This is a genomic window from Dyella halodurans (assembly GCF_026283925.1).
Classification (GTDB): Bacteria; Pseudomonadota; Gammaproteobacteria; order Xanthomonadales; family Rhodanobacteraceae; genus Dyella; species Dyella halodurans.
Genome location: NZ_JAPDPF010000005.1, coordinates 286,004 through 309,078, shown reverse-complemented (window position 1 = coordinate 309,078; position 23,075 = coordinate 286,004). Strand labels below are relative to the sequence as shown.

At 66.2% G+C, this 23,075-nt stretch carries 25 protein-coding genes; 17 read left to right on the top strand and 8 right to left on the bottom strand.

Annotated features, from left to right (window positions below; genetic code table 11):
- Positions 1-25: 25 nt before the first annotated feature.
- On the top strand, positions 26-604 hold the full coding sequence (locus tag OUZ49_RS12285; protein ID WP_266150709.1) for an FUSC family protein: 579 nt from the start codon (positions 26-28) through the stop codon (positions 602-604).
- A 207-nt stretch (positions 605-811) separates the two neighbouring features.
- Here the strand turns inward: OUZ49_RS12285 and OUZ49_RS12280 are convergent, their stop codons facing one another.
- The 3 genes from OUZ49_RS12280 to OUZ49_RS12270 all read right to left on the bottom strand — a co-directional run bounded on the left by OUZ49_RS12280 (position 812) and on the right by OUZ49_RS12270 (position 4,077).
- Positions 812-2,068: a heme biosynthesis protein HemY gene (locus OUZ49_RS12280; protein WP_266150708.1), complete on the bottom strand. Its 1,257-nt coding sequence runs from the start codon at positions 2,066-2,068 to the stop codon at positions 812-814.
- A complete protein-coding gene (locus OUZ49_RS12275) occupies positions 2,065-3,171 on the bottom strand; it encodes a uroporphyrinogen-III C-methyltransferase (RefSeq protein WP_266150706.1) in 1,107 nt (368 codons plus the stop codon). Before OUZ49_RS12275 ends, OUZ49_RS12280 begins: the two co-directional genes overlap by 4 nt.
- A gap of 138 nt (positions 3,172-3,309) precedes the next feature.
- Positions 3,310-4,077 (bottom strand): uroporphyrinogen-III synthase, encoded by a 768-nt coding sequence (locus tag OUZ49_RS12270; RefSeq protein WP_266150705.1) that lies wholly within the window; start codon positions 4,075-4,077, stop codon positions 3,310-3,312.
- A gap of 105 nt (positions 4,078-4,182) precedes the next feature.
- On the opposite strand from OUZ49_RS12270, the gene OUZ49_RS12265 reads away from it, so the two are divergent.
- From OUZ49_RS12265 to OUZ49_RS12255, 3 genes are all read left to right on the top strand, one after another.
- Positions 4,183-4,665: a YiiD C-terminal domain-containing protein gene (locus OUZ49_RS12265; protein ID WP_266150704.1), complete on the top strand. Its 483-nt coding sequence runs from the start codon at positions 4,183-4,185 to the stop codon at positions 4,663-4,665.
- A 52-nt stretch (positions 4,666-4,717) separates the two neighbouring features.
- The gene (locus OUZ49_RS12260; RefSeq protein WP_266150703.1) at positions 4,718-5,131 is read left to right on the top strand and encodes a hypothetical protein; all 414 of its coding nucleotides are present in this window, start codon (positions 4,718-4,720) and stop codon (positions 5,129-5,131) included.
- Positions 5,132-5,211: 80 nt separating this feature from the next.
- A complete protein-coding gene (locus OUZ49_RS12255; RefSeq protein ID WP_266150702.1) occupies positions 5,212-5,661 on the top strand; it encodes a rhodanese-like domain-containing protein in 450 nt (149 codons plus the stop codon).
- 30 nt (positions 5,662-5,691) lie between these two features.
- Here the strand turns inward: OUZ49_RS12255 and OUZ49_RS12250 are convergent, their stop codons facing one another.
- Both OUZ49_RS12250 and OUZ49_RS12245 read right to left on the bottom strand, forming a co-directional pair.
- Positions 5,692-5,994 carry a DUF3861 domain-containing protein gene (locus OUZ49_RS12250; RefSeq protein ID WP_266150701.1) on the bottom strand — a complete coding sequence of 101 codons (303 nt, stop codon included), beginning with the start codon at positions 5,992-5,994 and terminating at the stop codon, positions 5,692-5,694.
- 50 nt (positions 5,995-6,044) lie between these two features.
- A complete protein-coding gene (locus OUZ49_RS12245; RefSeq protein WP_266150808.1) occupies positions 6,045-7,103 on the bottom strand; it encodes a 2Fe-2S iron-sulfur cluster-binding protein in 1,059 nt (352 codons plus the stop codon).
- Positions 7,104-7,199: 96 nt separating this feature from the next.
- Between OUZ49_RS12245 and OUZ49_RS12240 the strand changes: the two genes are divergently transcribed.
- The 10 genes from OUZ49_RS12240 (at position 7,200) to OUZ49_RS12195 (ending at position 17,441) form a co-directional block, all read left to right on the top strand.
- Positions 7,200-7,640: a hotdog fold thioesterase gene (locus OUZ49_RS12240; RefSeq protein WP_266150700.1), complete on the top strand. Its 441-nt coding sequence runs from the start codon at positions 7,200-7,202 to the stop codon at positions 7,638-7,640.
- On the top strand, positions 7,637-8,581 hold the full coding sequence (locus OUZ49_RS12235; RefSeq protein WP_266150699.1) for a serine/threonine protein kinase: 945 nt from the start codon (positions 7,637-7,639) through the stop codon (positions 8,579-8,581). The genes OUZ49_RS12240 and OUZ49_RS12235 overlap by 4 nt, the downstream gene beginning before the upstream one ends.
- Before the next feature lie 202 nt (positions 8,582-8,783).
- Positions 8,784-9,221, top strand: a complete 438-nt coding sequence (locus tag OUZ49_RS12230) for a hypothetical protein (RefSeq protein WP_266150698.1) — start codon at positions 8,784-8,786, stop codon at positions 9,219-9,221.
- 48 nt (positions 9,222-9,269) lie between these two features.
- Positions 9,270-10,445: a class I SAM-dependent rRNA methyltransferase gene (locus tag OUZ49_RS12225; protein ID WP_266150697.1), complete on the top strand. Its 1,176-nt coding sequence runs from the start codon at positions 9,270-9,272 to the stop codon at positions 10,443-10,445.
- A 21-nt stretch (positions 10,446-10,466) separates the two neighbouring features.
- Positions 10,467-11,669 carry a DUF2252 domain-containing protein gene (locus OUZ49_RS12220; RefSeq protein WP_266150696.1) on the top strand — a complete coding sequence of 401 codons (1,203 nt, stop codon included), beginning with the start codon at positions 10,467-10,469 and terminating at the stop codon, positions 11,667-11,669.
- 92 nt (positions 11,670-11,761) lie between these two features.
- The gene (locus OUZ49_RS12215; RefSeq protein WP_266150695.1) at positions 11,762-13,210 is read left to right on the top strand and encodes a DNA recombination protein RmuC; all 1,449 of its coding nucleotides are present in this window, start codon (positions 11,762-11,764) and stop codon (positions 13,208-13,210) included.
- 150 nt (positions 13,211-13,360) lie between these two features.
- The gene (locus OUZ49_RS12210; protein WP_266150694.1) at positions 13,361-14,077 is read left to right on the top strand and encodes a DUF3348 domain-containing protein; all 717 of its coding nucleotides are present in this window, start codon (positions 13,361-13,363) and stop codon (positions 14,075-14,077) included.
- A 10-nt stretch (positions 14,078-14,087) separates the two neighbouring features.
- Positions 14,088-16,184, top strand: coding sequence for a DUF802 domain-containing protein (locus tag OUZ49_RS12205; RefSeq protein ID WP_266150693.1), 2,097 nt, complete (start codon positions 14,088-14,090; stop codon positions 16,182-16,184).
- The gene (locus OUZ49_RS12200) at positions 16,181-16,831 is read left to right on the top strand and encodes an OmpA family protein (RefSeq protein ID WP_266150692.1); all 651 of its coding nucleotides are present in this window, start codon (positions 16,181-16,183) and stop codon (positions 16,829-16,831) included. The genes OUZ49_RS12205 and OUZ49_RS12200 overlap by 4 nt, the downstream gene beginning before the upstream one ends.
- Positions 16,821-17,441: a DUF2894 domain-containing protein gene (locus tag OUZ49_RS12195; RefSeq protein WP_266150691.1), complete on the top strand. Its 621-nt coding sequence runs from the start codon at positions 16,821-16,823 to the stop codon at positions 17,439-17,441. The genes OUZ49_RS12200 and OUZ49_RS12195 overlap by 11 nt, the downstream gene beginning before the upstream one ends.
- A gap of 42 nt (positions 17,442-17,483) precedes the next feature.
- On the opposite strand, the gene OUZ49_RS12190 is transcribed toward OUZ49_RS12195, so the two are convergent.
- Entirely contained in the window at positions 17,484-17,954 is a 471-nt protein-coding gene (locus OUZ49_RS12190) for an Lrp/AsnC family transcriptional regulator (protein WP_266150690.1), read from the bottom strand.
- Between the two features lie 157 nt (positions 17,955-18,111).
- On the opposite strand from OUZ49_RS12190, the gene OUZ49_RS12185 reads away from it, so the two are divergent.
- From OUZ49_RS12185 to OUZ49_RS12175, 3 genes are all read left to right on the top strand, one after another.
- A complete protein-coding gene (locus tag OUZ49_RS12185) occupies positions 18,112-18,744 on the top strand; it encodes a glutathione S-transferase family protein (protein ID WP_266150689.1) in 633 nt (210 codons plus the stop codon).
- Positions 18,745-18,800: 56 nt separating this feature from the next.
- Positions 18,801-18,998 carry a hypothetical protein gene (locus OUZ49_RS12180; protein WP_266150688.1) on the top strand — a complete coding sequence of 66 codons (198 nt, stop codon included), beginning with the start codon at positions 18,801-18,803 and terminating at the stop codon, positions 18,996-18,998.
- A gap of 201 nt (positions 18,999-19,199) precedes the next feature.
- The gene (locus OUZ49_RS12175; protein ID WP_266150687.1) at positions 19,200-20,777 is read left to right on the top strand and encodes an alpha/beta hydrolase; all 1,578 of its coding nucleotides are present in this window, start codon (positions 19,200-19,202) and stop codon (positions 20,775-20,777) included.
- Between the two features lie 95 nt (positions 20,778-20,872).
- On the opposite strand, the gene OUZ49_RS12170 is transcribed toward OUZ49_RS12175, so the two are convergent.
- Complete coding sequence (locus OUZ49_RS12170; RefSeq protein WP_266150686.1) at positions 20,873-21,736, bottom strand: MipA/OmpV family protein; 864 nt, start codon at positions 21,734-21,736, stop codon at positions 20,873-20,875.
- 404 nt (positions 21,737-22,140) lie between these two features.
- Positions 22,141-23,064 (bottom strand): AraC family transcriptional regulator, encoded by a 924-nt coding sequence (locus OUZ49_RS12165; RefSeq protein WP_266150685.1) that lies wholly within the window; start codon positions 23,062-23,064, stop codon positions 22,141-22,143.
- Positions 23,065-23,075 lie beyond the last annotated feature (11 nt).

The following is a 23,075-nucleotide window of genomic DNA, read 5'->3' as shown; positions in this document are numbered from 1 at the left end:
CATCCATGCGCGGCACGGAGTGACCATGAGCGACAACCTGTCCCTGCGCGAAAATCTGCGCCAACTGCTGGGCTTTCAGGAAGGCGTGGCGACGATTTATCGTCGCCTGCCGTGGACACACCGGGCGGTGCAGGGCCTGTGGCTGGCCTTGCTCGCACTGATCGCCGCCAGTTCGGCCTACGGCCTCGGCTTGCTGCTGCATACCCAGCAGGCTTTCTGGGCCGCACTGACCAGCATCGCGGTGACCCAGCAGAACTATCTCGATACCCGTGCCTCGTCGCGCGACCAGATCATCGGCGCCCTGGTCGGTGGTATCGCGGGCCTGGGCGCCACCTTGATCGGCGGCGAAACCTATCTGGCCTACGCAGCAGCCATCGTGGTTGCCATCACCGCCTGCTGGTTGTTCGGCGTCGGCAGCGCCGGGCGGCTCAGCGGCAGCACCACCACCATCGTGATGCTGGTGCCGCATACCGGGACGTTCTGGATCATCGCGCTCACCCGCATCGGCGAAGTGGCGCTCGGCATCGCTTGCGCACTGGTGATCGTGGGCATTGGCGAGCGCCTGCAGGCGCGCTGGATGCGCCCGCGTGCGTCTGATGCCTAGTACCGTCATCTCAGCGGCTCTCAACAGCCGAACGGCTGGTCAAGCAGGGATACAGTGCCTTTGGCACGGTGATGGGTTGCGGTAAAGCAGAGCAAGTCGCGGGACCCCAGCCTTCGCTGGGATGACTAGGAGGAAGGGCCCCAAACACATCGTAAGCGCTGCAGACACTTGGCGCTGTGGAGCCTTTGAACAGGCTCCTTGGTGACCTTACTCGGGCAGCCGCGGCACGCCGTGCTCGCTGCGTTCTTCCACCGCGATGGGACGCGTGTCCAACCTGGTGGAGCGTCCGTCCTGCGGCAGCGGTTCGATCGATTCGCCGCGCGCCAGCGCCAAGGCATTGCGATAGCAGCGCTGGGCCAGCGCCGCATCGTCCTGGCCGGCATGCACATCACCAAGCGCTTCCCACGCAGCACTCGTCGGTGACAGCGCCAGCGAACGTTGCAGGAAGGACGTGGCCTTGCCCCATAGTTTCAGTCGCGCACACATGCGACCGAGCGTGAGCAGGAGCGCGGCATCGTTGGGATGCGCATCCAGCCAGGACTCGGCGCGACGCAGGCGCGCTTCCAGGTCGTCGCCACCCAGGGCGCCATAGGTTTCGATCAGCAGCGGCGACCATTCACGACGCAGCGCGGATTCGACTTCGTCCATCGCCGGCAAGACCATGCCGAAGCCGGCCGCGCGACGCGCATACGCGTCGATCGCCGCAGGTACTCGTCGCTGTGCCTTGGGCAGTTGCGACCACAAGGTATTGAGCGCTGCTGCATCCGGCGCCGCGCGCAGGGAGGCGGCAAGCACCTGTCCCTCGAGCGCGGCGAAGCCACGGATGCCAAACGCACCGCTCTTCTGCAGCGGCTCCAGGGCCTGGCGGGCGCGCCGCGTGTCGCCGCTGGCCAGCGATGCCAGCGCCAGCTCGCGCCAGCCACCCGGGGTGAGATTGCCATTGTCGGCTTCGGGGGCCAGCAGATTCACCGCTTCTGCCGCCTTGCCGTCGCGTCGAAGCACCCGGGCCCGCAGCACGCGGGCGGCGCGCGGCGCGACCTGGCCCGCCTCGTCCAGCGTGGCCAGTGCACGGCTGTTCTCGCCGCGGCGGGACGCGGCCTCGGCGGCAGCGAGCAGGGCCGGTGCACGCAAGGCGTCCAGTCGCGAGGCCCGATGCAGGTCGCGCTCGGCATCGCCGTGACGGCCTTCCATCAGGGCTATCAGGCCTTCGCGCATGCGATGGCGGCTGATGCGGCGATGCCGGCGCGAAAACGCACCGAACGGCCAGCGCAGCAGGAACCACAGCGCACTCAGCAATCCCCACGCTACCAGCAAGCTGACCACCGCGGCGACGACGGTGGTTTCCGCCTGCCAGCCGCGCAACTGCACCATCACGTAGCCTGGGTCTTCCGCCACCCAATGCCAACCGAATGCAGCGAGCGCCGCCAGGATCACCAGCAGCAGGATCCAGCGCCACAACTTCATGGCTTGGCCCCGGCCGGCGCGCTGGTGCCGCTGGCGGGCTTCAGCGCGTGTACCGAACGCAGGTTGCGCAATTCGCTCAACGCGGCGCCCAGTTGCACCGGCGTGGTCGGCTGTTGCGCGATCAGGCTCGCCAGTTGCTCGCGCGCCTGCTTCACCGCAGGTGACTTCTCGTCGAACTGGGCAGCAATGCCCGCATCGGCGCGCTTGAGCGCAGCGACATAGGCATCGTGATCGGACGCGAGCAGCGCTGCCTGGGCCTGGGCCAGATCGATCCCCGCCAGCTCGCGTGCAAACCGCGCGTCCGCCACCGACAAGGGCGCACCATTGGTCCGTTGCACCTTCACGACGTTATTGAGCGCGGCAACGATGCGCGTCCAGCTTCCGCTGCTCGAACCCGACGCGGGTGTATCCAGTGGCCTGAGCGGCAGGTCGGTCATGGCCGCGCGCAGGCTGGTCAAGGCCCCCAGCGAGGCGCTCACACTGACCGGCTGACTCTTCGCCAGCGCCTCGCGTTCGGCAGCGATGCTCTGGCGCAGGCCGGAAAACGCACCATCGTCCACCGCCGCCAGGGTCTGGTCGGCAATCGCATACGCCGCCGCCGCGCCCTGTGCATCGTGGAACAACTCGTAACGCTCCTTCGCCATGCGCAACAGCGATTCGGTTTCATCGAGCAGCATGGCGTCATGGGCCGAAAGCGTCTTTTCCGAGAGCTTGGTCACCGCATCCTCGAGGTTGCGCGTGCGCTCGGCCTGGCTCAGCAATTCCTCGCGCAGCGAACGATTGACCTGGTCCGCATCGCCGAGGCGCTGGCGCAACAAGTTGCGTTCGCTGTCGCTTGCCGTGAAGGCGCTTTCCAGGCTGTCCAGGCGCTGCTTCATGCCAGCGATCGCTTCACTGCCCGCCGCACGGCCCTGCTCCTGCTGCCACTGGCGCCAACCGACGTAGCCGGCACCACCCACCGCCACCAGCGAAAGCAGCAGGGCGACCGCGAGGGTGCCGCCGCCGCGTGCAGGTGCCGTGGCGCGCGTGGCGCGGGAGGACGAGGATGGCGCGGCAGGGCCTGCGGACGCGCTGTGGCTGGGGATGGAGTCGTCTTGGCTCATGCGCGACATGCTAACAGCCTGGGATGCGGGACTCGAATCAAGTGTTCGTGAAGGCGCGAGTCCATATCGACGTACCGCGTGTCGTCGATCGACAAACTCGTGGCCTTGGCGCAGCCTTGCAAGGCATGCGCCGAACCCTCAGCGCGCCGCCGCTTCCAGCAGGTCCGCTGCCATCGCCGACGCAGCCACCACCACGCGCTTGAAGCCCGCCTCGCGGGCAACCTCGGCCAGCCGCTCGCTACTGACCACCGCAATGGCACTGCTCAGCGCCGCGTAAGCCTTCGCGGGCAAGCCATCACGCAAACAGCCCAGCGCCTCGGCGCTAGACAGCAGCACGCGCGCATCGGCCGGCAAGGCTGCGACCGCGCCGAGCTGACGCTTCTGCCAGCGGGGCGCCGCACGCCGGTACACATGAACCTCGCGCAATTGCGCAGCCCGTGCCGCGAGTTCGGTGCGGAGCACGCCGCGGCCACCCGCCGCACCAATCAAGGCGACGCGCTTGCCGCGCAGATCAGCGAGGGCTGGATGATCCAGCAGCCCCTCGCTGTCCTGCCGCTGCGTCGGCGCGAATGGCTCGCTCACCCCATGCAAACGCAGCGCGCGCGCGGTGCCCTGTCCCACCGCCAGCACAGTCGCATGCGTACGGAGCGACGCCAGGCGGGTGGCGAAGCGCACCGCCGCGGGGCTGGTGAACACCAGCAGGTCGTCTTGGAGCGCTGCGGCCAGCGCTACGGCAGCCTGCGCAGGGTCAGCCACCTCGCGCAGCGACAATCCCGGCAGCAGGAACGGCACCCCGCCAAAGCGGCGCACCTGGCGCGCCATGGACGAACCGGTACCCGCTGGGCGCGTGATGACCACCGTGTGCCCGCCCAGCGCGGGCTCCGAAGTCGACTGTCGCACGCTCATGGCCACCTCCCTGGAAAGCCTGGGCAGTGTAGCGGCCGCGCGACCCTGGGGATGCTTTCGCTGGGGTGGGTACACTAGGCGTTCCCCTGAGCCCACCCGATACCGATGAGCAGTAACGAACGACAAACCGTGGCCCGCAAGCTGGTCGGCTTCATACGCGATGAAATCCCGCTGGCAATGAACATGGACCTGCAATTCCAGGGCTGCGATGAGCAGCACCTGGCCATCGCCGCCCCGCTGGTGCCCAACGTCAACGACAAGGGCTGCGCCTTCGGCGGCAGCCTGGTCAGCGTGATGACGATTACCGGCTGGGGCCTGGTCGAGTTGGAGCTGCGCATGCGCGGGCTGGACTGCGATGTGTTCGTGGGCGAGTCGACGGTGCGCTATCTCGAGCCGGTATGGTCGGATTTCCACAGCGAGGCGCGACTGGCCGATGGCGCGAACTGGGCCACCTTCTTCGATACCCTGGCCGCGCGCGGCCGCGCCCGCATCGAGGTGAGCTGCCACGTGCCCGGCACCGGCGACCGCCCGGCGGCGACGCTCGCAGCACGTTTTGTGGCCAAGCGGCGGCCGGCCGACGCCGTATGAAGAGCCTCCGGGATTGCGGCACAATGCACCCACTGTCCTGGGGGAAGCCTTGATGCGCCGTATCCTGATCCTGCTCACTGCGCTTGCCGCGCTGCTCATCGGCGGTTGCAAAAGCGACCAGCGCAACTATTCCCTTACCAACACGCTTACGGCTTACGCGAGCGTCGTGCGCTGGGGCGACTTCGCCTCGGCGTACCAGTTTGTCGATCCGAAGGTCCGCGAGGCCCATCCACCGTCGTCGCTCGAAATGGCGCGCTATGACATGTACAAGGTCACCGGCTACGACGAGGGCAAGGGTGCCGCGCCCGGCGCCGAGAACGAAGTCACCCAGGTCGTCCAGATCAACATGGTGAACATCCACACCCAGGTCGAGCGCACCGTGGTCGACCAACAGAAATGGCGCTACGACCCCGAAACCAAGCACTGGTGGCTGGTCAGCGGCCTGCCGGATATCAGCCACCAATAAGTCCTGGGGATGTTCTGCCCGTATAATCGCCCGTTCTATTCAATCCGCGCGGCCGTGGCCGCGCCTGCGGAAGCTTTCGAATGAGCGATGTACTGCACAAGCTGCCCGAGTTCATCGGCAACCATCTCGCGCTCGCCGCGCTGTTCCTGATCCTGCTGCTGGCGATCATCGTGATGGAAATCCTCACGCTGTTCCGCAAGTACAAGGAACTCACGCCGGCCGGCCTGACCCTGCTGATCAACCGCGAGGGCCCGCTGATGGTGGATTTGTCGGCGTATGCGGACTACGAGAAGGCACATGTGCCGGGCTCGCGCCATGTGGCGATGAGCCAGTTCGATCCCGAGCACAAGGACTTGGCCAAGGCCAAGGACGTACCGGTGGTGCTGATCGACAAGGACGGCCGCGGCGCCAGCAGCAAGGCGGCACAGCGCCTGGTCAAGGCCGGTTTCGCCAAGGTCTACACCCTGGGTGGTGGCGTACTGGCATGGCAGCAGGCGCAGCTGCCGGTGGCCAAGGGCAAGAACCCGTAAAGGCCCGGCTGAATCATCACGCGGGGGCGCTCAGCCCTCGCGTTCCGGCAGCTGCTTCAGGCCGCCGATGAATGCCCTGAAGCTCTCGCGCAATGGCGCAAACAGCGCATCCTCGCGGTGCTTCAGCATGACTTCGCCAAAGAGTTTCAGGCCTATCGCCAGCTGGGCGGCCTCGTCGTCGCCATAGTCCAGCCGCGTGCGTAGACGATCGGCGATGGCCAGGATCTCGTCATGGTTGGTCGCCTCGAACTGCAGGGGCGCATGCAGCGCATCGCCTTCTTTCGCAGGCGCGAGGTGCTCGACGGTGACGCGATAACGATGATGCCTGGCCATGGGCGTGCTCCGCGGTGGGGTCTCCCCGAGATAAGGCGCCCGCACGCGGCTTACAAGCCGGCTATGCCGGCGCGCCCCGAGAGAATCTGCGCCAACACATCCGGCGCATAGTCGAAGGAGTCGTAATAGAGGCGGCTTTCGGACAGGCCTGCGTCGATGAACAGCTTGCGACCGGCATCGATCATCGCGGGCGGGCCACTCATATAAACATCGAGCCCGGACAGATCGGGCTGATCCTCCAGCACCGCTTCGTGCACCAGTCCCATGCGCAGGCCGCTGCCTGCTGCCTGCTCCGGGTCGGACAGCACGGCCTGGAACCTGAGGTCGTGCGCCTGGCGCGACCAGGCTTCGGCCATCTCGCGCAGATACAGGTCCGCCGCGCTGCGGGCGCCCCAATACACGTGCATCGGGCGCCGCGTACCCAGCGCGATGAAGTGTTCGACGATGGCCTTGACCGGCGCAAAACCGGTGCCGCCGGCCATGAAGATCATCGGTCGTTCCGAGTCCTCGCGCGGCACGAAGGTGCCCAACGGGCCTTCGATGCGCAGCGCATCACCCAGCTGCAAGCCATCGTTCACCCATGAGGTAAAGCCACCACCGGCCACGTGCCGCACGTGCAGCTCGATGGCGCCATCCGCCTGCGGATGATTGGCGATGGAGAACGGACGACGCCGTCCGTCGTCGAGCAGCACGTCGAGATACTGGCCGGGCAGCCATTGCAGGCGGGCCTTCCCTGCAGCGGGCTGCAGCTGCAGGCCGACCACGTCGGGCGCCAACTTCCATTTGCGCGTCACCACGACATCGAGCTGGCGGCGGATGATGTCCTCGACCGAGGTGACTTCACGCGCCTCGATCAGCAGGTCTTCGGTCGGCACCGCCTGGCACAGCAGAATGGCGTGCTGGGACGGTGCGGTGCCGCTCAGCGCCACGGGCGGGTTGCGCGGATAAACGCAATGCCCGCTCAGCAAGCTGGCCTTGCAGCTGCCGCAGACGCCGGCACGGCAGGAGTACGGCAAGGCGATGCCGGCGCGCTGCGCGGCTTCCAGCACGCTTTCGCCCGGCGCGACCGGGAAATGGCGATCGGAAGATTGGAGGGTAACGGTAAACAATGGGCTGCTCTGCTGGATCGGCGGGTGCCGCCGCACATTGTCGCGGCCACGGTAGTCGACCGACAATGCGGGCCCCACCCCCAAGAATCAACGGCCATGGCCATCTGGAAGCAAGAACCTTCGCTCGAGCGCATCAACGACTGGAGCGCCAACACCATGATGGAGACGCTCGGCATGCGCTTCACCGAGATCGGTGATGACTGGCTGCGCGGCACCATGCCGGTCGATCATCGCACCCACCAGCCGTACGGCCTGCTGCATGGTGGCGCGTCGGTGGTGCTGGCCGAAACCCTCGGCAGCATGGGCGCCATGCTGACGCTCGACCCGGCGCAGGAACTGGCCGTAGGCCTGGATATCAATGCCAACCATGTGCGCGGCGTGCGCAGCGGCACGGTGACCGGCACCGCCCGCGTGGTGCACCTGGGCCGCACCACCCAGGTATGGGAAATCCGCATCGAGAACGAGGGCGGTGAGCTGGTGTGCATCTCGCGCATCACCATGGCGGTGATTCCCGCCCGCGCCGTGGCACCGCGTTGAGCGCTGAAGCTCCCTACGCCACGCTCGATCCCGATCGCGTGCTCGATGCGGTTACCGCCTGCGGGCTATGGCCTGATGGGCGCCTGCTCGCCCTCAATAGTTACGAGAACCGCGTATGGCAGGTGGGCCTGGATGACGCCGCGCCGGTCATTGCCAAGTTCTATCGCCCGTATCGCTGGAGCGATGCGGCGATCCTGGAAGAACACGCTTTCGCACTGGAACTGGCCGCCGACGAGCTGCCCGTGGTGGCGCCGCTGGTGTTCGGCGGGCGCACCTTGCTGCATCACGACGGTTTTCGCTACGCGCTCACACCGCGGCGCGGCGGACGCGCGCCATCGCTGGAATCGAACGAACAGCTGGAATGGCTGGGCCGCCTGATCGCACGCATCCATGGCGTGGGCGCGCGGCAGTCCTTCGTGCATCGAGGCCTCATCGATCGCGCCACGCTGATCGAGCAACCCATGCAGGCCGTGCTCGCCTCGACCCTGCTGCCACCCGCGCTGCACGCGGCTTATCGCGCTGCGGCCGAGCGCGTGGACAGCGCCGTCGCTGCGCGCATGGAGACCGTGGGGCCGGTGCGCCAGTTGCGCCTGCACGGCGACTGCCACCCTGGCAATGTGCTGTGGACGGACGGCGGGCCACATTTCGTCGATCTCGACGACGCCCGTATGGGCCCTGCCGTGCAGGACCTGTGGATGCTGGCCCATGACGAGTCGGCCATGAACGCCTTGCTCGACGGCTACCAGCAGATGCGCGACTTCGACTTCAGCGAACTGGCCCTGGTGCCCGCCCTGCGCGCGATGCGCCAGCTGCACTATGCCGGCTGGATCGCCGCCCGCTGGCACGACCCGGCCTTCCCTGCCGCGTTTCCGTTCGCCGCCGAGGCACGCTGGTGGGAGCAGCACATCACCGACCTGCATGAGCTGGCCGAGGCGTTGTGATTGAGGGACTGCCCCCTCTTCCCAGAGGGGACTGGTTGGGATGAGGGGTCAGTCGAGCGATAACGCCAAGGCTAATGTGAGCCTCGTCGAAGCTTTCCCGCACGCACCCGCCCTTTACCCCCTGTTCGGGGCTCACCTCGGTCCTCTCCCCGAAGGGGAGAGGAAGCAAGTAAGCTCGCCGCTTTCGACTCAGGGCCGGCACGTGCGCAACTTCCTCTTCCGACTGATCGGCATCCTCGAAGTGGCCGGCGGCTTCTACGGCGTGGTCAACATGGCGAGGCGCCTGTTCCCGCTCGGTTCCACCCATGAATCGCTGCTCGCCGTTATCGGACTGTTGCTGTACGGCTTCGTGCTGATCGCTGGCGTGATGCTGCTGGAAGGCAGCGAGCGCGGCGTGGCGTTCTCCAGCTGGGCCCAGCTGCTGCAGCTGCCGCTGATTGCCACGCCGATCCTGAGCTATGCCCTGCACTGCGGCGCGTTCGTGAACGTCTATGCCACCCTGCATCTGCCCGTCCGCCTGGGCCTGGACTGGCATTTTGGCAGCGAGGGTTTCGTGCTGGCGGTGGCCGGCCCTGGCCTGTCGCGCATCGGCATCAACCTGCTCGCCCTGCTGTCCTGGCTGGCCTTGCGCCTGCGCTAGACCAGCCGCGGATCGGGGCTGGCCTCCCGCAGCGGTTATCATGGGCGAATGAGTACCCCTGATGCCTCCCTCCCCATCATCCGTCTGAAGACCGACCGCGCCCCCGGCCATCCCTGGGTGTGGTCCGCCCAGGTGCACAAACCCGAAACCCGCCTGCCGCCCGGCAGCGTGGTCGACGTGGTGGATGCGAAGGGACGCTTCATCGGCCGCGGCTTCTGGAATGGCCACGCGCGCATCGCGCTGCGACTGCTGACCACCGACCCGGCCGAGGCCATCGACGCCGACTGGATCGCCGCACGCATCGACCACGCCGTCGCGCTGCGCCAGGAGCTGCTGCAGCTCGATCGGGTGAGCGACGCCTGGCGCGTGGTGCACAGCGAGGGCGATGGCCTGTCCGGCCTGGTGGTCGACCGCTATGCGGACATCCTGGTGATCGAATACTTCGCGGCCGGCATGTGGCGCTTCCGCGAAGCGATCCATAACGCGCTGCTGCGCCACTTCCCCGGCGCAAGGCTGTACTGGTTCGCCGAGAGCCATGTGCAGAAGCAGGAGTCGTTCGACTGCCGCTCGGCCGATGCGCCGGAGCCGGTCGAAGTGCACGAGCACGGCCTGCGTTTCCACGCGGCGCCGGGCTATGGCCACAAGACCGGCTTTTTTGCCGACCAGCGCGAGAACCGCCATCACTTTGCGCGACTGGCCAAGGGCCGGCGCGTGCTCGACCTGTGCTGCAACGCCGGCGGCTTCGCGGTGCACGCCCTGGCCGCCGGTGCCAGCGAGGCCGTGGGCGTGGACATGGATGCAGGCATCCTGGAGATCGCCCGCGCCAATGCCGCGGCCAATGACGTCGCCGCACGCTTCGAGCAAGCCGACATCTTCGACTGGCTGCGCAATGCCGTGGCGCAGGGCGAGCAGTACGACGCGGTCGTGCTGGACCCGGCCAAGCTCACGCGCGACCGCAGCAAGATCATGGACGCGCTGAAGAAGTACTTCGCCATGAATCGCCTGGCGCTCGACGTGATCCCGCCGGGCGGCCTCTTGCTGACCTGTTCGTGCACCGGACTGGTGAGCGAAGCGGACTTCCTGGAGATGTTGCGTCGCGTGGCGCTCAATGCCGGGCGCGAGATCCAGGTGCTGCATGTGGCTGGCGCCGGCGCCGACCATCCGTTCCGCAGCGATGTGCCGGAAGGCCGTTACTTGAAGGCGGTGTTCTGCCGCGTGATGTAAGTCCCTGAAGGAGAGCGGGCCATGATCGATGTCGTCGAGTCCATCCGCAGCTACAACGCCAAGCGCGACCCGGAGCGGCTTGCACGCAAGTACTCCGCCATGCGCCACGACCCATTCTCCTTCCTGCGCGGCACCTGCCATCTGTTCTATGCGCGCCTGCCGGACTCCAAGGTGCTGGCCAAGGCGCCGCCGACCTGGGTCTGCGGCGATCTGCACCTGGAAAACATGGGCAGCTACAAGGGCGACAACCGACTCGTCTATTTCGACCTCAATGATTTCGACGAGGCGGCGCTCGCACCCTGTACCTGGGAGTTGATCCGACTGCTCAGCAGCGTGCATATCGCTGCCGACAGCCTGCAGCTGAACGCCGAACAGGCCGATCGTCTGTGCGGGCAGTTCATGACCTCGTACGTCGCTGCCCTGCGCGTCGGCAAGGCGCGCTGGATCGAGCGCGACACCGCGACAGGCATGGTAGGTGACCTGTTGGGCAGCCTGCGCGGGCGTCTGCGCCCCCACTTTCTCGACAGCCGCACCGAGCGCAAGGGCAAGCAACGCAAGTTGCGCCTCGATGGCAAACGGGCCCTCCCGGTGACCGACAAGCAGCGCGAGAAAGTCACGGCGCTGATCAAGCGGATCAGCAAGAAAGAGGACGATCCAAAGTTCTATCGCGTCCTCGACGTGGCACGCCGCATTGCCGGCACCGGCAGCCTCGGCACCGATCGCTATACCATCCTGGTCGAAGGCAAGGGTTCACCCGATGGCAACTACCTGCTCGATCTCAAGCAGGCCGTGCCGTCGTCCCTGGTGCCTCACCTGAGCATCGCCCAACCGAAGTGGGACAGCGAAGCCGAACGCGTGGTCAGCGTGCAGCGGCGCATGCAGGCCATCTCGCCAGCGTTCTTCCGGGCCGTCAACATGGGGCGCAAATCGTATATCTTGCGTGGCTTGCAGCCCACCCAGGACCGCGTCGCGCTCACCGAGTGGGATGGCAAACTGGAACGCCTCGAAGGCGTGCTGGACGCAATGGGCAAACTTACCGCGTGGTCCCAGCTGCGCAGCAGTGGGCGCCAGGGCTCGGCCACTACCGACGAGCTGATCGCGTTCAGCGAAAAACGTCGCTGGCCCGCGCAACTACGGACGCTGGCGAAAGAGGCGACCAAGCAGGTGCGGCGCGACTGGAAAACCTATGCCAAGGCCTACGACCAGGGCGCGTTCAAGCTCTGAGCGTTGATCAGCGTCGTTTCCCCCAGGGATGACGTCCCGGATTCTGAGACGCCAGCGCGTACACTTGCCAGCCAGTGCTGTTTGGGAACGTTATGTCCGCTTCTGAAATCCTGTTGATTGTCCTCGTCATCGCCGTGCTGGTGCTGATCGTGCTGCAAACCCTGCAACTGCAGCGCGGGCGTGGCGATGGCGGCCTGACCGCACGCCTGGACGCCCTGAAGGACGACAACCGCCATCTGCGCGAAGCCCTGGCACAGGAACAGCGCGCGGGACGCGGCGAGCTGACGCAGTCGCTGGGTCACTTCCGGGGCCTGCTGCAGGAACAGTTGGGCGGCATGAGCGAGCAGCAGCACGAACGCATTGGCCACTTCGGCCAACGGCTCGATGTGCTCACCGAACGCACCGATACCGGCCTGCAAACGCTGGCACAGCGGCTGACCGAAGACGCGCGCCGCAGCCGCGAGGAACTCACGCTCACGCTCAACCGCCTCGGCGAGCAGCAGCAACAGCGCCTCGCCGCGCTCACCGCGGACAACGAGAAGCGCCTCAACGAAGTGCGCGCCACGTTGGAAACCAAGCTCCAGGCGATCCAGGACGACAACGCCGCCAAGCTGGAACAAATGCGTGCCACGGTGGACGAAAAGCTACAGAACACCCTGGAAACGCGGCTCGGCCAGTCGTTCGCCCTGGTGTCCGAACGACTGGAACAGGTACAGCGCGGGCTCGGCGAGATGCAGAACCTGGCCACCGGGGTGGGCGATCTGAAGCGCGTGCTGACCAATGTGAAAACGCGCGGCATCCTCGGTGAAGTCCAGCTCGGCGCCCTGCTCGAGCAAATGCTCACCATGGAGCAGTACGAGTCGAATGTCGCCACCGTGCCGGGCAGCAACGAGCGCGTGGAATTCGCCGTGCGCATGCCCGGCCCGGGCGATGAGGAAGCGCTCTACCTGCCCATCGACGCGAAATTCCCGATCGAGGACTACCAGCGCCTGCTCGACGCCCAGGAGGCGGCGGATGCCGAGGCCGCCGCCATCGCCGGCCGCGCGCTGGAAACGCGCGTGCGCGAGGAAGCCAAGCGCATCCGCAGCAAGTACGTGGCGCCACCGCATACCACCGATTTTGCCGTGCTGTTCCTGCCCACCGAGGGCCTGTACGCCGAAGTGATCCGCCGCCCCGGCCTGTTCGAGACGCTGCAACGCGATCACCACGTGACGGTCGCCGGCCCGACCACGCTCACCGCCTTGCTCAACAGCCTGCAAATGGGTTTCCGCACGCTGGCGATCGCCAAGCGCAGCAGCGAAGTGTGGACCCTGCTAGGTGCGGTCAAGAGCGAGTTCGGCAAGTTCGGCGCGGTGCTCGACAAGACGCGCAAGCAACTCGACACCGTGCGCAACAGCATCGACAGCGCCGGCCAGCGCACGCGTGCGATCGAGCGCAAGCTGCGCGGCGTGGAAACCCTGTCCGACGACGCCGCGCAGCAGCTATTGGGCGATGCCCTGCCTGCCCTCGATGACGGCAGCGAAGACGACGTCGAGGTCTGAGGTCCGCCATGACGCCCGGCCACGCCCCGCCGCGAGCGGGTCCAGCCGCCGCGCCAGCCCGCTGATCGACACGCAGCGGGCTCTGTCGCCATTCGCGTGTAAAATGGTCGTTTTTTAGCCAGCAGAATCGTGCAAGCTCCTCGACGGACGATGGTCCGCGGCCCAACGTTCATCCGCTTACTTGCTCGTCTCAGCGACGTTGACGCCCCACAATCGAACGCATCGCTGTCCGACCGCTTGAGCCAGTGGCTCGACTGGAAGCATGCCCTCGCGCTGTCCACGGCGCTGGACGGCAAGCCCTCGGCGGCGCCCGCCGAGATGCCCACCGTGGCCAGCTCGGAGGAAGACGAGTGCGCGCGCCTCCGCGCGTCGTTGGCGGAGGCGATTGCCAGCAAGCCTGAAGCGACCGTCTCAGCCCGGCGCGCGACTCGGCGCGCGTCTGCCGCTGAAGACGCTGATGGGGCCGTCGATTACACCGTGTTTCGCCAGCGCTATCTCCAGCTGCAGCGGACGATGCAGGCCGCCACCGGCAACTTGCGCGGCCGTCTGCGGGACCGGCTCGCCCAGCAATCGGCCGAGCTGGCCCGGCTGGCGGAAGTCGATGCCGTGATGGAGCTGGCGCTGAGTCCGCGCGAGCAAACGCTGCTGGCCAGCGTGCCCGCCTTACTCGGGGAACACTTCGAACGCCTGCGCCAGGCCGAGCAGATCGCTCTGGCCGACGCAGCGGCCGTGGAAACCACCTCAACGGCCATGCCGGGCGCATGGCTGGACGTGTTTCGCAAGGATATGCAGAGCGTGTTGCTCGCCGAACTGGATGTTCGTTTTCAACCGGTCGAAGGCCTGCTTGCAGCGCTTCGCACCCGCTAACTGGGTCGTCATGTTCAGAAATCTTCTCAACCTCGCGGTGTTCTCTGTTGGCCTGGCGGCCGTGTGCTGGATCGGCGCGGGCTACGTCGGCTCGAATCCGCTGGGCGCGGCCGTCGCCGGCTTGATCGGCGTCTGCTACGTCGCCGGTGCGCTCGAGCTGTATCGCTATCGCCAAGCCACCACCACGCTGCATCAGGCCGTCACTGGCTTGTCCGCCGCACCCGCCAGCCTGGGTGACTGGCTCGAACGCCTGCATCCCAGCCTGCGCAACGCGACGCGCCTGCGCATCGAGGGTGAGCGCGTGGCGATGCCGGCGCCGGCGCTGACGCCGTATCTGGTCGGCTTGCTGGTCTTGCTGGGCATGCTGGGCACGCTGCTGGGCATGATGGCCACGCTCAGGGGCACCGGCATGGCGCTGGAAAGCGCAACGGACCTGCAGGCGATCCGCGGCTCGCTCGCCGCTCCGGTGAAGGGGCTGGGATTTGCATTCGGCACCTCGATTGCGGGCGTAGCCACCTCGGCCATGCTCGGGCTTCTCTCGGCCCTGTGCAGGCGCGAGCGCCTGCACGCCGTGCAACTGCTGGACGTGAAGATCGCCACCAGCTTGCGTGGCTTCTCGCAGAGCCATCAGCGCGAGCAGGCGTTCAAGCTGCTGCAACAGCAGACCGAAGCGATGCCTGCGCTGATCGATCGCCTGCAGACAATGATGGCGACCATCGAGCAGCACAGTGTGGCCGCGGGCGAACGGCAGGCCACCAGCCAGGCGGCCTTCCATGCCAACACCGAGACCGTCTACACGCGCCTCGCCGCCTCGGTGGAGCAGTCGTTGCAATCCAGCGTGGCCGAGAGCGCCCGCGCCGCGAGTTCGGCGCTGCAACCGGTCGTCGAGTCCACCATGGCCGGCCTCGCGCGCGAAACCGCGGCGCTGCACGACGCCGTCGCGCAGGCCGTGCAGCGGCAACTCGAGGGGCTGTCGGCTGGCTTCGCGACGACCACCACGACGGTGGCGGACATCTGGAACCAGGCCCTGGTCGCGCAGCGGCAATCGAACGAGGCGCTTGCGCAGGATCTGCGCATCACCCTGGAGCGCTTTAGCGAGACCTTCGAGCAAAGCTCGGCCGGTCTGCTGGATGGCGTCGCGACGCGACTCGACAGTAGCGCGAGCAGCGCGGCGGACGCGTGGAACCAGGCGCTGTCGCGGCAGGATGCGGTCAATGAAGCGTTGGCCGCTCGTAACCAACAAGCGTTGGCCGTTGCCGCCAGCACGTTCGAGGAGCATGCGGCGTCGCTGGTGCGCGTCGTGCAGCAATCGCATGCGGACCTGCAGGCGGCACTCGAATCGCGTGATGAAAGCCGCCTGACCAGCTGGGCCGCGGCATTCGCCTCGATGACGGACGCCTTGGGCGCGCAGTGGCAGCAGGCAGGCGAACACGCCGCGGGCCAGCAACAGGCGATTTGCGACACGCTCGCGCAAACGTCGCACGACATCGCCGCCCAGTCGCGGGCACATGCCAGCGACACGATCAGCGAGATCTCCCGTCTCGTGCAAGCGGCATCCGAAGCGCCCAAGGCGGCGGCCGAAGTCATTGCCGAGCTGCGCCAGAAGCTCTCCGACAGCATGGTGCGCGACACCGCGATGCTGGACGAGCGCAGCCGACTGCTGGCCACCGTGGAAACCCTGCTCGATGCCGTGAACCATGCGTCCACCGAGCAGCGGACCGCGGTCGATGCCTTGGTCACCACCTCGGCGGATCTGCTGGACCGCGTCAGCACCCGCTTCAGCGACCATATCGAAGCCGAGACCGGCAAGCTCGGCGCGGTGGCCGCCCAGGTCACCGGCAGTGCCATCGAAGTGGCGAGCCTGGGCGATGCCTTCGGCGTCGCGGTACAACTGTTCGGCCAGTCCAACGAGGCCTTGATGGAGCGCTTGCAGCAGGTCGCCAGCGCGCTGGACAACTCGCTCGCACGCAGTGACGAACAGCTGGCGTATTACGTGGCGCAGGCGCGGGAGGTCATCGACCTCAGCATGCTCTCGCAGCAGCAGATCATCGAGGAACTACAGCAGCTTGCCGGGCAACGGGCGGCGGCCGAGATCGAAGCGGCATGAACGACGAGATTGACGTCGAAGCAGAGTCGACGGCACCCATCTGGGCCGCCTTCGGCGACTTGATGTCGGTATTGCTTGGTGCGTTCGTGCTGATCCTGGTCGGCGTGATCGGCGTGCAACTGCAACTCTCCAGCCGACTGGATGAAGAGGTCAAGCAGCGCCAGGCCGAGGCGCAGCGGCGCATGACGCTGGAGCAGGCCCTTGCGGGCCCGCTGGCGGCGGGCCGCGTGACCCTGGTCAACGGACGCATCGGTATTCGCGGCAGCGTGTTGTTCGCGCTGAATTCCGATCAGCTCCAGCCGGAGGGACGCGAGGTATTGAAGAGCCTGGCGGGTCCGCTTGCCAACTATCTGCAGTCCCGCGACGAAATCCTCATGGTGAGCGGCTTCACCGACGACCAACAGGTACGCGACGGCAACCGCCAGTTCGCCGACAACTGGGAACTGTCGGCCGAGCGCGCGTTGACGGTGACGCGCGCCTTGATCGCGGACGGGGTCTCCTCGTCTTCGGTATTTGCGGCAGCGTTCGGGGCCGAGCAGCCGGTCAGCTCCAATGCCGATGACGAAGGCAGGGCCAGGAACCGCCGGGTGGAGATAGCACCCGTGCCGAAGCCATCGACGACCACGGTGACGGCGCATGAGCCCTAGCGGAACACGCGCCGGCACGCTGTTGGATGCGTGGCGCGAACAGCAGGCCGATCGCCTGGATCCGCTGCGCTTCCAGTTCATGGTGGCACTGGAGCGGCGCGCGGCCAGCCACGACGGCGAGGTGCGACGCCTGCTGGACGAGCGACTGTCCAAACTGCTGGACGGCTATGCCGCCGATCTCGTCGAAGTGACGACGAGCAAGGCGACGTCGTGCGGTGAGCCCGCGGTTGGAGCGCTAGGCGCACTGGTCGATCACCTGGCCAGTCGCCCGACGACGCCGGGCGAAGACCTGCCCGTTTCGTATCCGGAATTGGCGGCGCTCGACGCGTTTCGAAAACTCTGGTCCAGGCTGCGTACGGACAGCCACCTGCGGCAGTCGCTCACGCCGGTACCCGTGAACGCAGGCCCGCTCAACTCGGGCGCCCTTGCCCACCGCGCGATCGCGCTCATGCGCGAACTGTCACCGGTGTATCTGCAGCACTTCCTGGCGTACGTCGATGACTTGTCGTGGATAGAGCGCCTGCACGACGCCCGTGCCCAGTCAGCCAAGGATGCGCCCCGAGCGGCAAGTACCAGGAAGCGCGCCAAGGCCAAACCGCGCACGCCCTGACGAGTCGTCACGGCCAGGCAGGGTGCAGCGTTCCGCGCGTGGCTAGACGGGTACCACGCTCCCGACCTTGTCGCGCGCCATCACCACGTTGGTGGTGAAGCGCCGGATATTCGCGTTGTCGAACAGCAGGCGACGCGTAAATGCCTCGAAGTCGTCCATGTCCCTGGCGGTGACGAACAACACGAAGTCGGCTTCGCCGGTGACGTAGTAGCACTGCTGCACATTGGGGTCGGCGCGCGCGGCCACGCGGAACGCATCGAGCATGTCCACCCGCTCGCGCTCCAGCTCCACGCCGACGATGAAGCTCATCGCCTGGCCCACGGCCGCCGGGTTCACCAGCGCCACTTCGGCCGTGATCACCCCCAGCTTGCGCAGATGCTTGAGTCGACGCTGCACCGCCGCGGCGGACAGGCCGATGTCCGCGCCAATCTCCTCGCCGGTAACCCGCGCATCCCGCTGCACGCGGCGAAGGATCTCGCGATCGAAATCGTCCAGCACGTAGTTTGTCGTCATGCCGCATAGATAAGCGAAAAAATGCGTCCAGGCAACGGCAAGGTAGACAAATACGCGGCTACCCCGCGCGACGCCTCGGCAAAATGCTGGTCCATCGCTCGCCCTCGGGCGCCGGCGATGCGCATCGCAGCCAACCAGCCAACCACGACCGGGCCCCATGAAACTTCTCTATCAGACGCATTCCCCGTACGCGCGCAAGGTGCTGGTCATGGCCCACGAAGTGGGCATGGCCGATCGCCTCGAAGTGATCCACCACGAGACCAGCCCGACCCTGCGCAATGAAGAGGTGTTTCAGCTGAACCCGCTGGGCAAGGTGCCCGTGCTGGTCCGCGACGATGGCAGCGCGCTGTTCGACTCCAGCGTCATCTGCGAATACCTCGACAGCCTGCATGAGGGGCCGAAGATGATTCCCGCCGCACCGACGTCGCGCTGGCGCAGCCTGCAATGGCAGGCACTGGCGCAAGGCATGTGCGAGGCTGGCATCAGCGTGCGCCACGAAACCGTGCGCAGGCCCGCGCCCTATCGCTACCCCGCGATGCGCGACGGCCAGATCGAGAAGCTGGTTGCCTCGTACGATTTTCTTGAGCGGGAATGCGCCAGCCGCACCGTCGCGGAAACCCGCGTCATTGATATTGGCGCGATTGCGGTAGCTACGGCGCTGAGTTGGCTCGCGTTTCGCGAGCTGCCGGCATTTGAACACGGACGACCGCATCTATCGGCATGGTATCGCGCCTTTCTGCAACGCCCGTCCATGCTGGCCACGCCCTTGGTCGGTGAAACCGTCGATTGACCACATCGACGCGACGCAAGCCGTCCCCCATCCCTTCCCCTGCACTGGAGGCTCGCATGAGCTCGCTCTGGACCGACCTGCTGTTCCCGCATGGCCATATCACCGATGCAAAGCTCGCGCGTCGACTGGCGCAGGCGAAGCGGCAGCGCGACGTCGAAGGCGATCGCCGCAAGCTTTCATCCGGCGACAAGCTGCGCGCATGGTCTGCGCGTCTGTGCCTGGGTATCGGCGACGGCAAGCTGCGTACGCAATGAGTCCTTAGTCGTGCTGGCGCGTGGCAATCGACGATTCGCCCCACAGCGAGCGTAGGCATGCGTCCGTGGGGAGCTTGTGAACGAGGCCATCTGCTGCGAGGCGTCACAGAGGCGTCCAGTGCGGTGCGATTGTCCGCCGCATGCCGCTGAGATACGCTCGGACAGCGCTCTGCTCAGCGCCAAAACCGGTGGGGTGGTTCGATGTATCGACCGATACTTACGGCACTCAAGCGTTTGGTGATCCTGGTGCTGGTGGTTCTGCTCAGCGTGCTCGGCATGCGCGCCTGGGATGCATGGCGTGGCGCTCCGCTGCATACATGGCATACCTTCGAACCGCATGAACTGACGGCGGCGCAGATCGATGCCACCGACTGGAAGGGCTACCTGGCCGCCGAGAATGCGCTCTTTGACGAGGTGAAGCGCAACGTCACGGACAAGCTTCCGCCTGCGGACCAGATCGCCACCAATCGCTACTACGCAGGCGCGCCCATCTACCCGGGACGCTTTGCCACCGACTGGAATCGCTCCTACCAGATGGCGCCCGATGGCCCACCGGTGGGCACCGTGGTGATGCTGCACGGTCTGACCGACTCGCCCTACAGTCTTCGTCACATTGCGCGCGTGTATCGCAACCAGGGCTTCTTTGTCGTTGCCATCCGCCTGCCTGGACATGGCACCGTGCCCTCCGGCCTCAGCCACGTGCAATGGGCCGACTGGATGGCCGCGACGCGGCTGGCGGTACGCGAGGCGCGCAGCCATGCCGATCCGCATGCACCATTGCATCTGGTGGGCTTCTCCAATGGCGGGGCGCTGGCGATGAAATATGCGCTCGATGCCATCGAGGATCCAAAGCTCGCGCGCCCCGATCGCCTGATCCTGATTTCCCCCATGATCGGGATTACGCGCTTTGCGCGTTTCGCCGGGATCGCCGGCCTGCCTGCCCTGTTGCCGGCGTTTGCGCGCGCTTCGTGGCTGGACGTGGTACCGGAATTCAATCCCTTCAAATACAACTCCTTCCCGGTCAACGGCGCGCGCCAGGCCTATCTGCTCACCGATGTGCTGCAAGGCCAGCTCCAGCGCCTCGGGCAAAGCAACCAGCTTGGCGATATCGCGCCGGTGCTGACCTTCCAGTCGGTGGTCGATTTCACCGTGAGCACGGCCGCGGTGATGCGCTCCCTCTACGCGCTGCTGCCTGACAACGGCAGTGAAATCGTCTTGTTCGATGTGAATCGCGACCATGCGTTCGATGTACTCATGCGTCCCTCGTCATCGACCGCACTCAGCCGCGTGTTGCCCACGAGACCGCAACGATTCCGCATCACCGTGCTTGGCAGCGTGCCGCCGGACGACGCCATGGTGGAGACCACGATCGAGGCGCACTCCACCGAATCGCATACGCGCCCTTTGTCCCTGCACTATCCACCGGGTGTGTTTTCGATGTCGCACGTATCGCTGCCGTTCCCATTGGACGACTCGCTCTACGGCACCACGCCCAATCCCGATGAGTTCTATGGCACGCATCTGGGCACGCAGGCGCCCCGCGGCGAACGCGGCGCGTTGGTACTGAACATCGATGCGATGATGCGCATGGCATCGAACCCGTTCTTCGCCTATGTGCTCGACCGTGTGCGCGAACTCATCGCCAACCCGGCGCCGCCGCCTTCCCATGGCGAAACGGCCAGCGAAAAGCCGCCGTCCGACGCCGAACGCAAGGCGATGGAGAAGGCGTTCGAGGAAGCCGGCGATATCGATGGCAACGGCGCCCAGATACCTTGGTAGGCAGAGGCAGCGCGCTTTCCACGCGCAAAGCCCCTCAGTGCGAGGGGCCTTGAATCAAACGCGTGCGGCGTGGAGGCGCAACGCCTCTCGTGTGGTCAGAAGAACAGGTAGGTCGCGATCAGGCCATAACTCATCTGGTTCTTCTTCTGCACGATCGGGCTGTCGCCCGCATCGTTCTCGAGCCAGGCCGCCGTGATATCGGCCCCCAGAACCCAGTGACTGGTGGGCCGATAGGCGGCGCCGACAGTGACGCGCACCTCGTTGACGCCCGAACCCAACGAGTAGGGTGCCAGGCCGGAGCGGGCACTTTGCGTGGCGTCGACACCGAAAAATGTCCGGTTGTATTGGCTGCTGCCCCAGGTGACGCCCGGCCCCGCCGAGAAGGACCACTGCTCGGTCGCCTCCCAGGCGCCCATCGCGTCCAGGGTCACCACGGTGCCGCGCTGGTTCCCCCCGATATCCGATATCACGCTGCTGCGCGCCTCGAACCAGTCATAGGTGAAGACGCCAAACGCTTCGGCATGGGTGGTGCGCTTGACATCGCCCAGGCCGCGCAGGTGCGGATCGTCGGATTCCTGTCGCGGTTCGAGGAAGTCGTAAGTCACCGCGACGCCGGCCCGCCAGTGATCGTCGTGATACAGGTACGCGCCAGCCGACACCAGCGATCCCGCATCGGGATTCGCACCGATGAACCAGCGACCATAGCCGGCACTGAGTATCGGCAGACCGTCGACCTTGGTGTCCCGGGCGCCGGGGAACGTGGGCATGCTGACCACGCCGGCACCTACCGCGAAGCGCCAGAAGTCCCACTCGCCGCCCTGAGGTTCGGGGGGCTTGGAGAGTGCGTAGATGCTGTTTGACAACTCCAGCGTGTCGTCCGCCATCGCCGTGACGGCAACGCCTGACAACACCAAGCCCGTCAATAGACTGATACCCAGGCGTTTCGATCGAGAGCTCATTGCGCATCCCCAGTGGATAAGGTGACGTACGTGCGAAGGCAGCGGCCGCACTCCCGTCGGACGCTCCAGAGCCTCGCCCTACCCGACTGGCCAGATCCGATTGCCCGCTCAATGCCGCCGCCGCAGTGCGGGAGGGACATTCAAGCGACCGCTGTCCAGGTGATTGGCGAGGCCCTGCGCCGCCAAGGTAGTGATGGAGATGTCAGTCCCGCGTCAATATGGGGCCTGGCTGCCAGCGCCAATTCCGCCTCGGCGATGCCTGCATGGGTTCCGTAGTTTTACTTAGGAAAATCACGCAAAACTACGGAGGACACGTCGATCATGCCGACACTTGTTGGCGGGCCTGCAAGGCGCCCCATCGCGTTCGGCGAGGCCCGGCACACCCCGGGCGCCGCGAAGCGCTTTCAGTTCAGCGCTGCAGCACGGCAACTGTCCGCGCGGACGCGCCCGGGGCAGATGCCGCTGACCCGTTTGAACAGGCGACGGAAGGCCGCTTCGCTGCTGTAGCCGAGCTGCTGGGCAATGCCCGCCACCGATTGCTGCCGGTCGCGCAGAAGTTGCTCCGCGACGCTGACGCGCCACTGGGTGACGTATTGCACGGGCGGAACCTTCATGAGCTGGGTGAAGCGCTCGGCAAAGGCGGAGCGTGACATGCAGGCCAGTGACGCCATCGACTGCATGGTCCAGGTAAGCCCGGGGTTCTCATAGACCGCCTGCATCACCCTGGCGATGCGCGGATCGGCCAGCGAAGCAAACAGCCCGCGGCGTTCGTCTGCACGTTGGGCGAAATCGCAGACGGCGAGCGTGAACAGCGCATCGGCGAGTTTGTTCAACAACACTTGCCGACCAGCCAGGCCGGCATGCACCACCTCGACCATCATGCTCGACAATTGTTGGAACGTCTGGTTGGCCTCCCTCGAGCGAATCACCACGCACGCGGGCAGCGCCTGGCTGAGCGGATGTTGCGACGTCCCCATGAAATGAAGCTCGCCACAGATCAGGCTGGTCTGGTCTGGACGCTCGGCGTCGGCGTGACCAAGCGCGCTCAGGCGATGCGGGTCACCGTGCGGAAACACCACGAGATCGCCCTTCTCCAGATCGAGCGGTTGTTCGATCGCGGGGCTCTCGACCCTGCATCGACCGACGCCCACCAGATGAAAAAGCCCACGGGGATAGCGGGGTTCGTCGAGGAACCACGAGCCACAGCGATGCAACTCGGCGATCACCTCGACGCGCAGCATGGAGTGGTTGAGCAGGGACTCAAGCGCCGGCTCGATGAGCACGGGACGTGGGCCAGCGGACAGCACAGGATTCGGTTCGATGTACACGGGACTTCCTT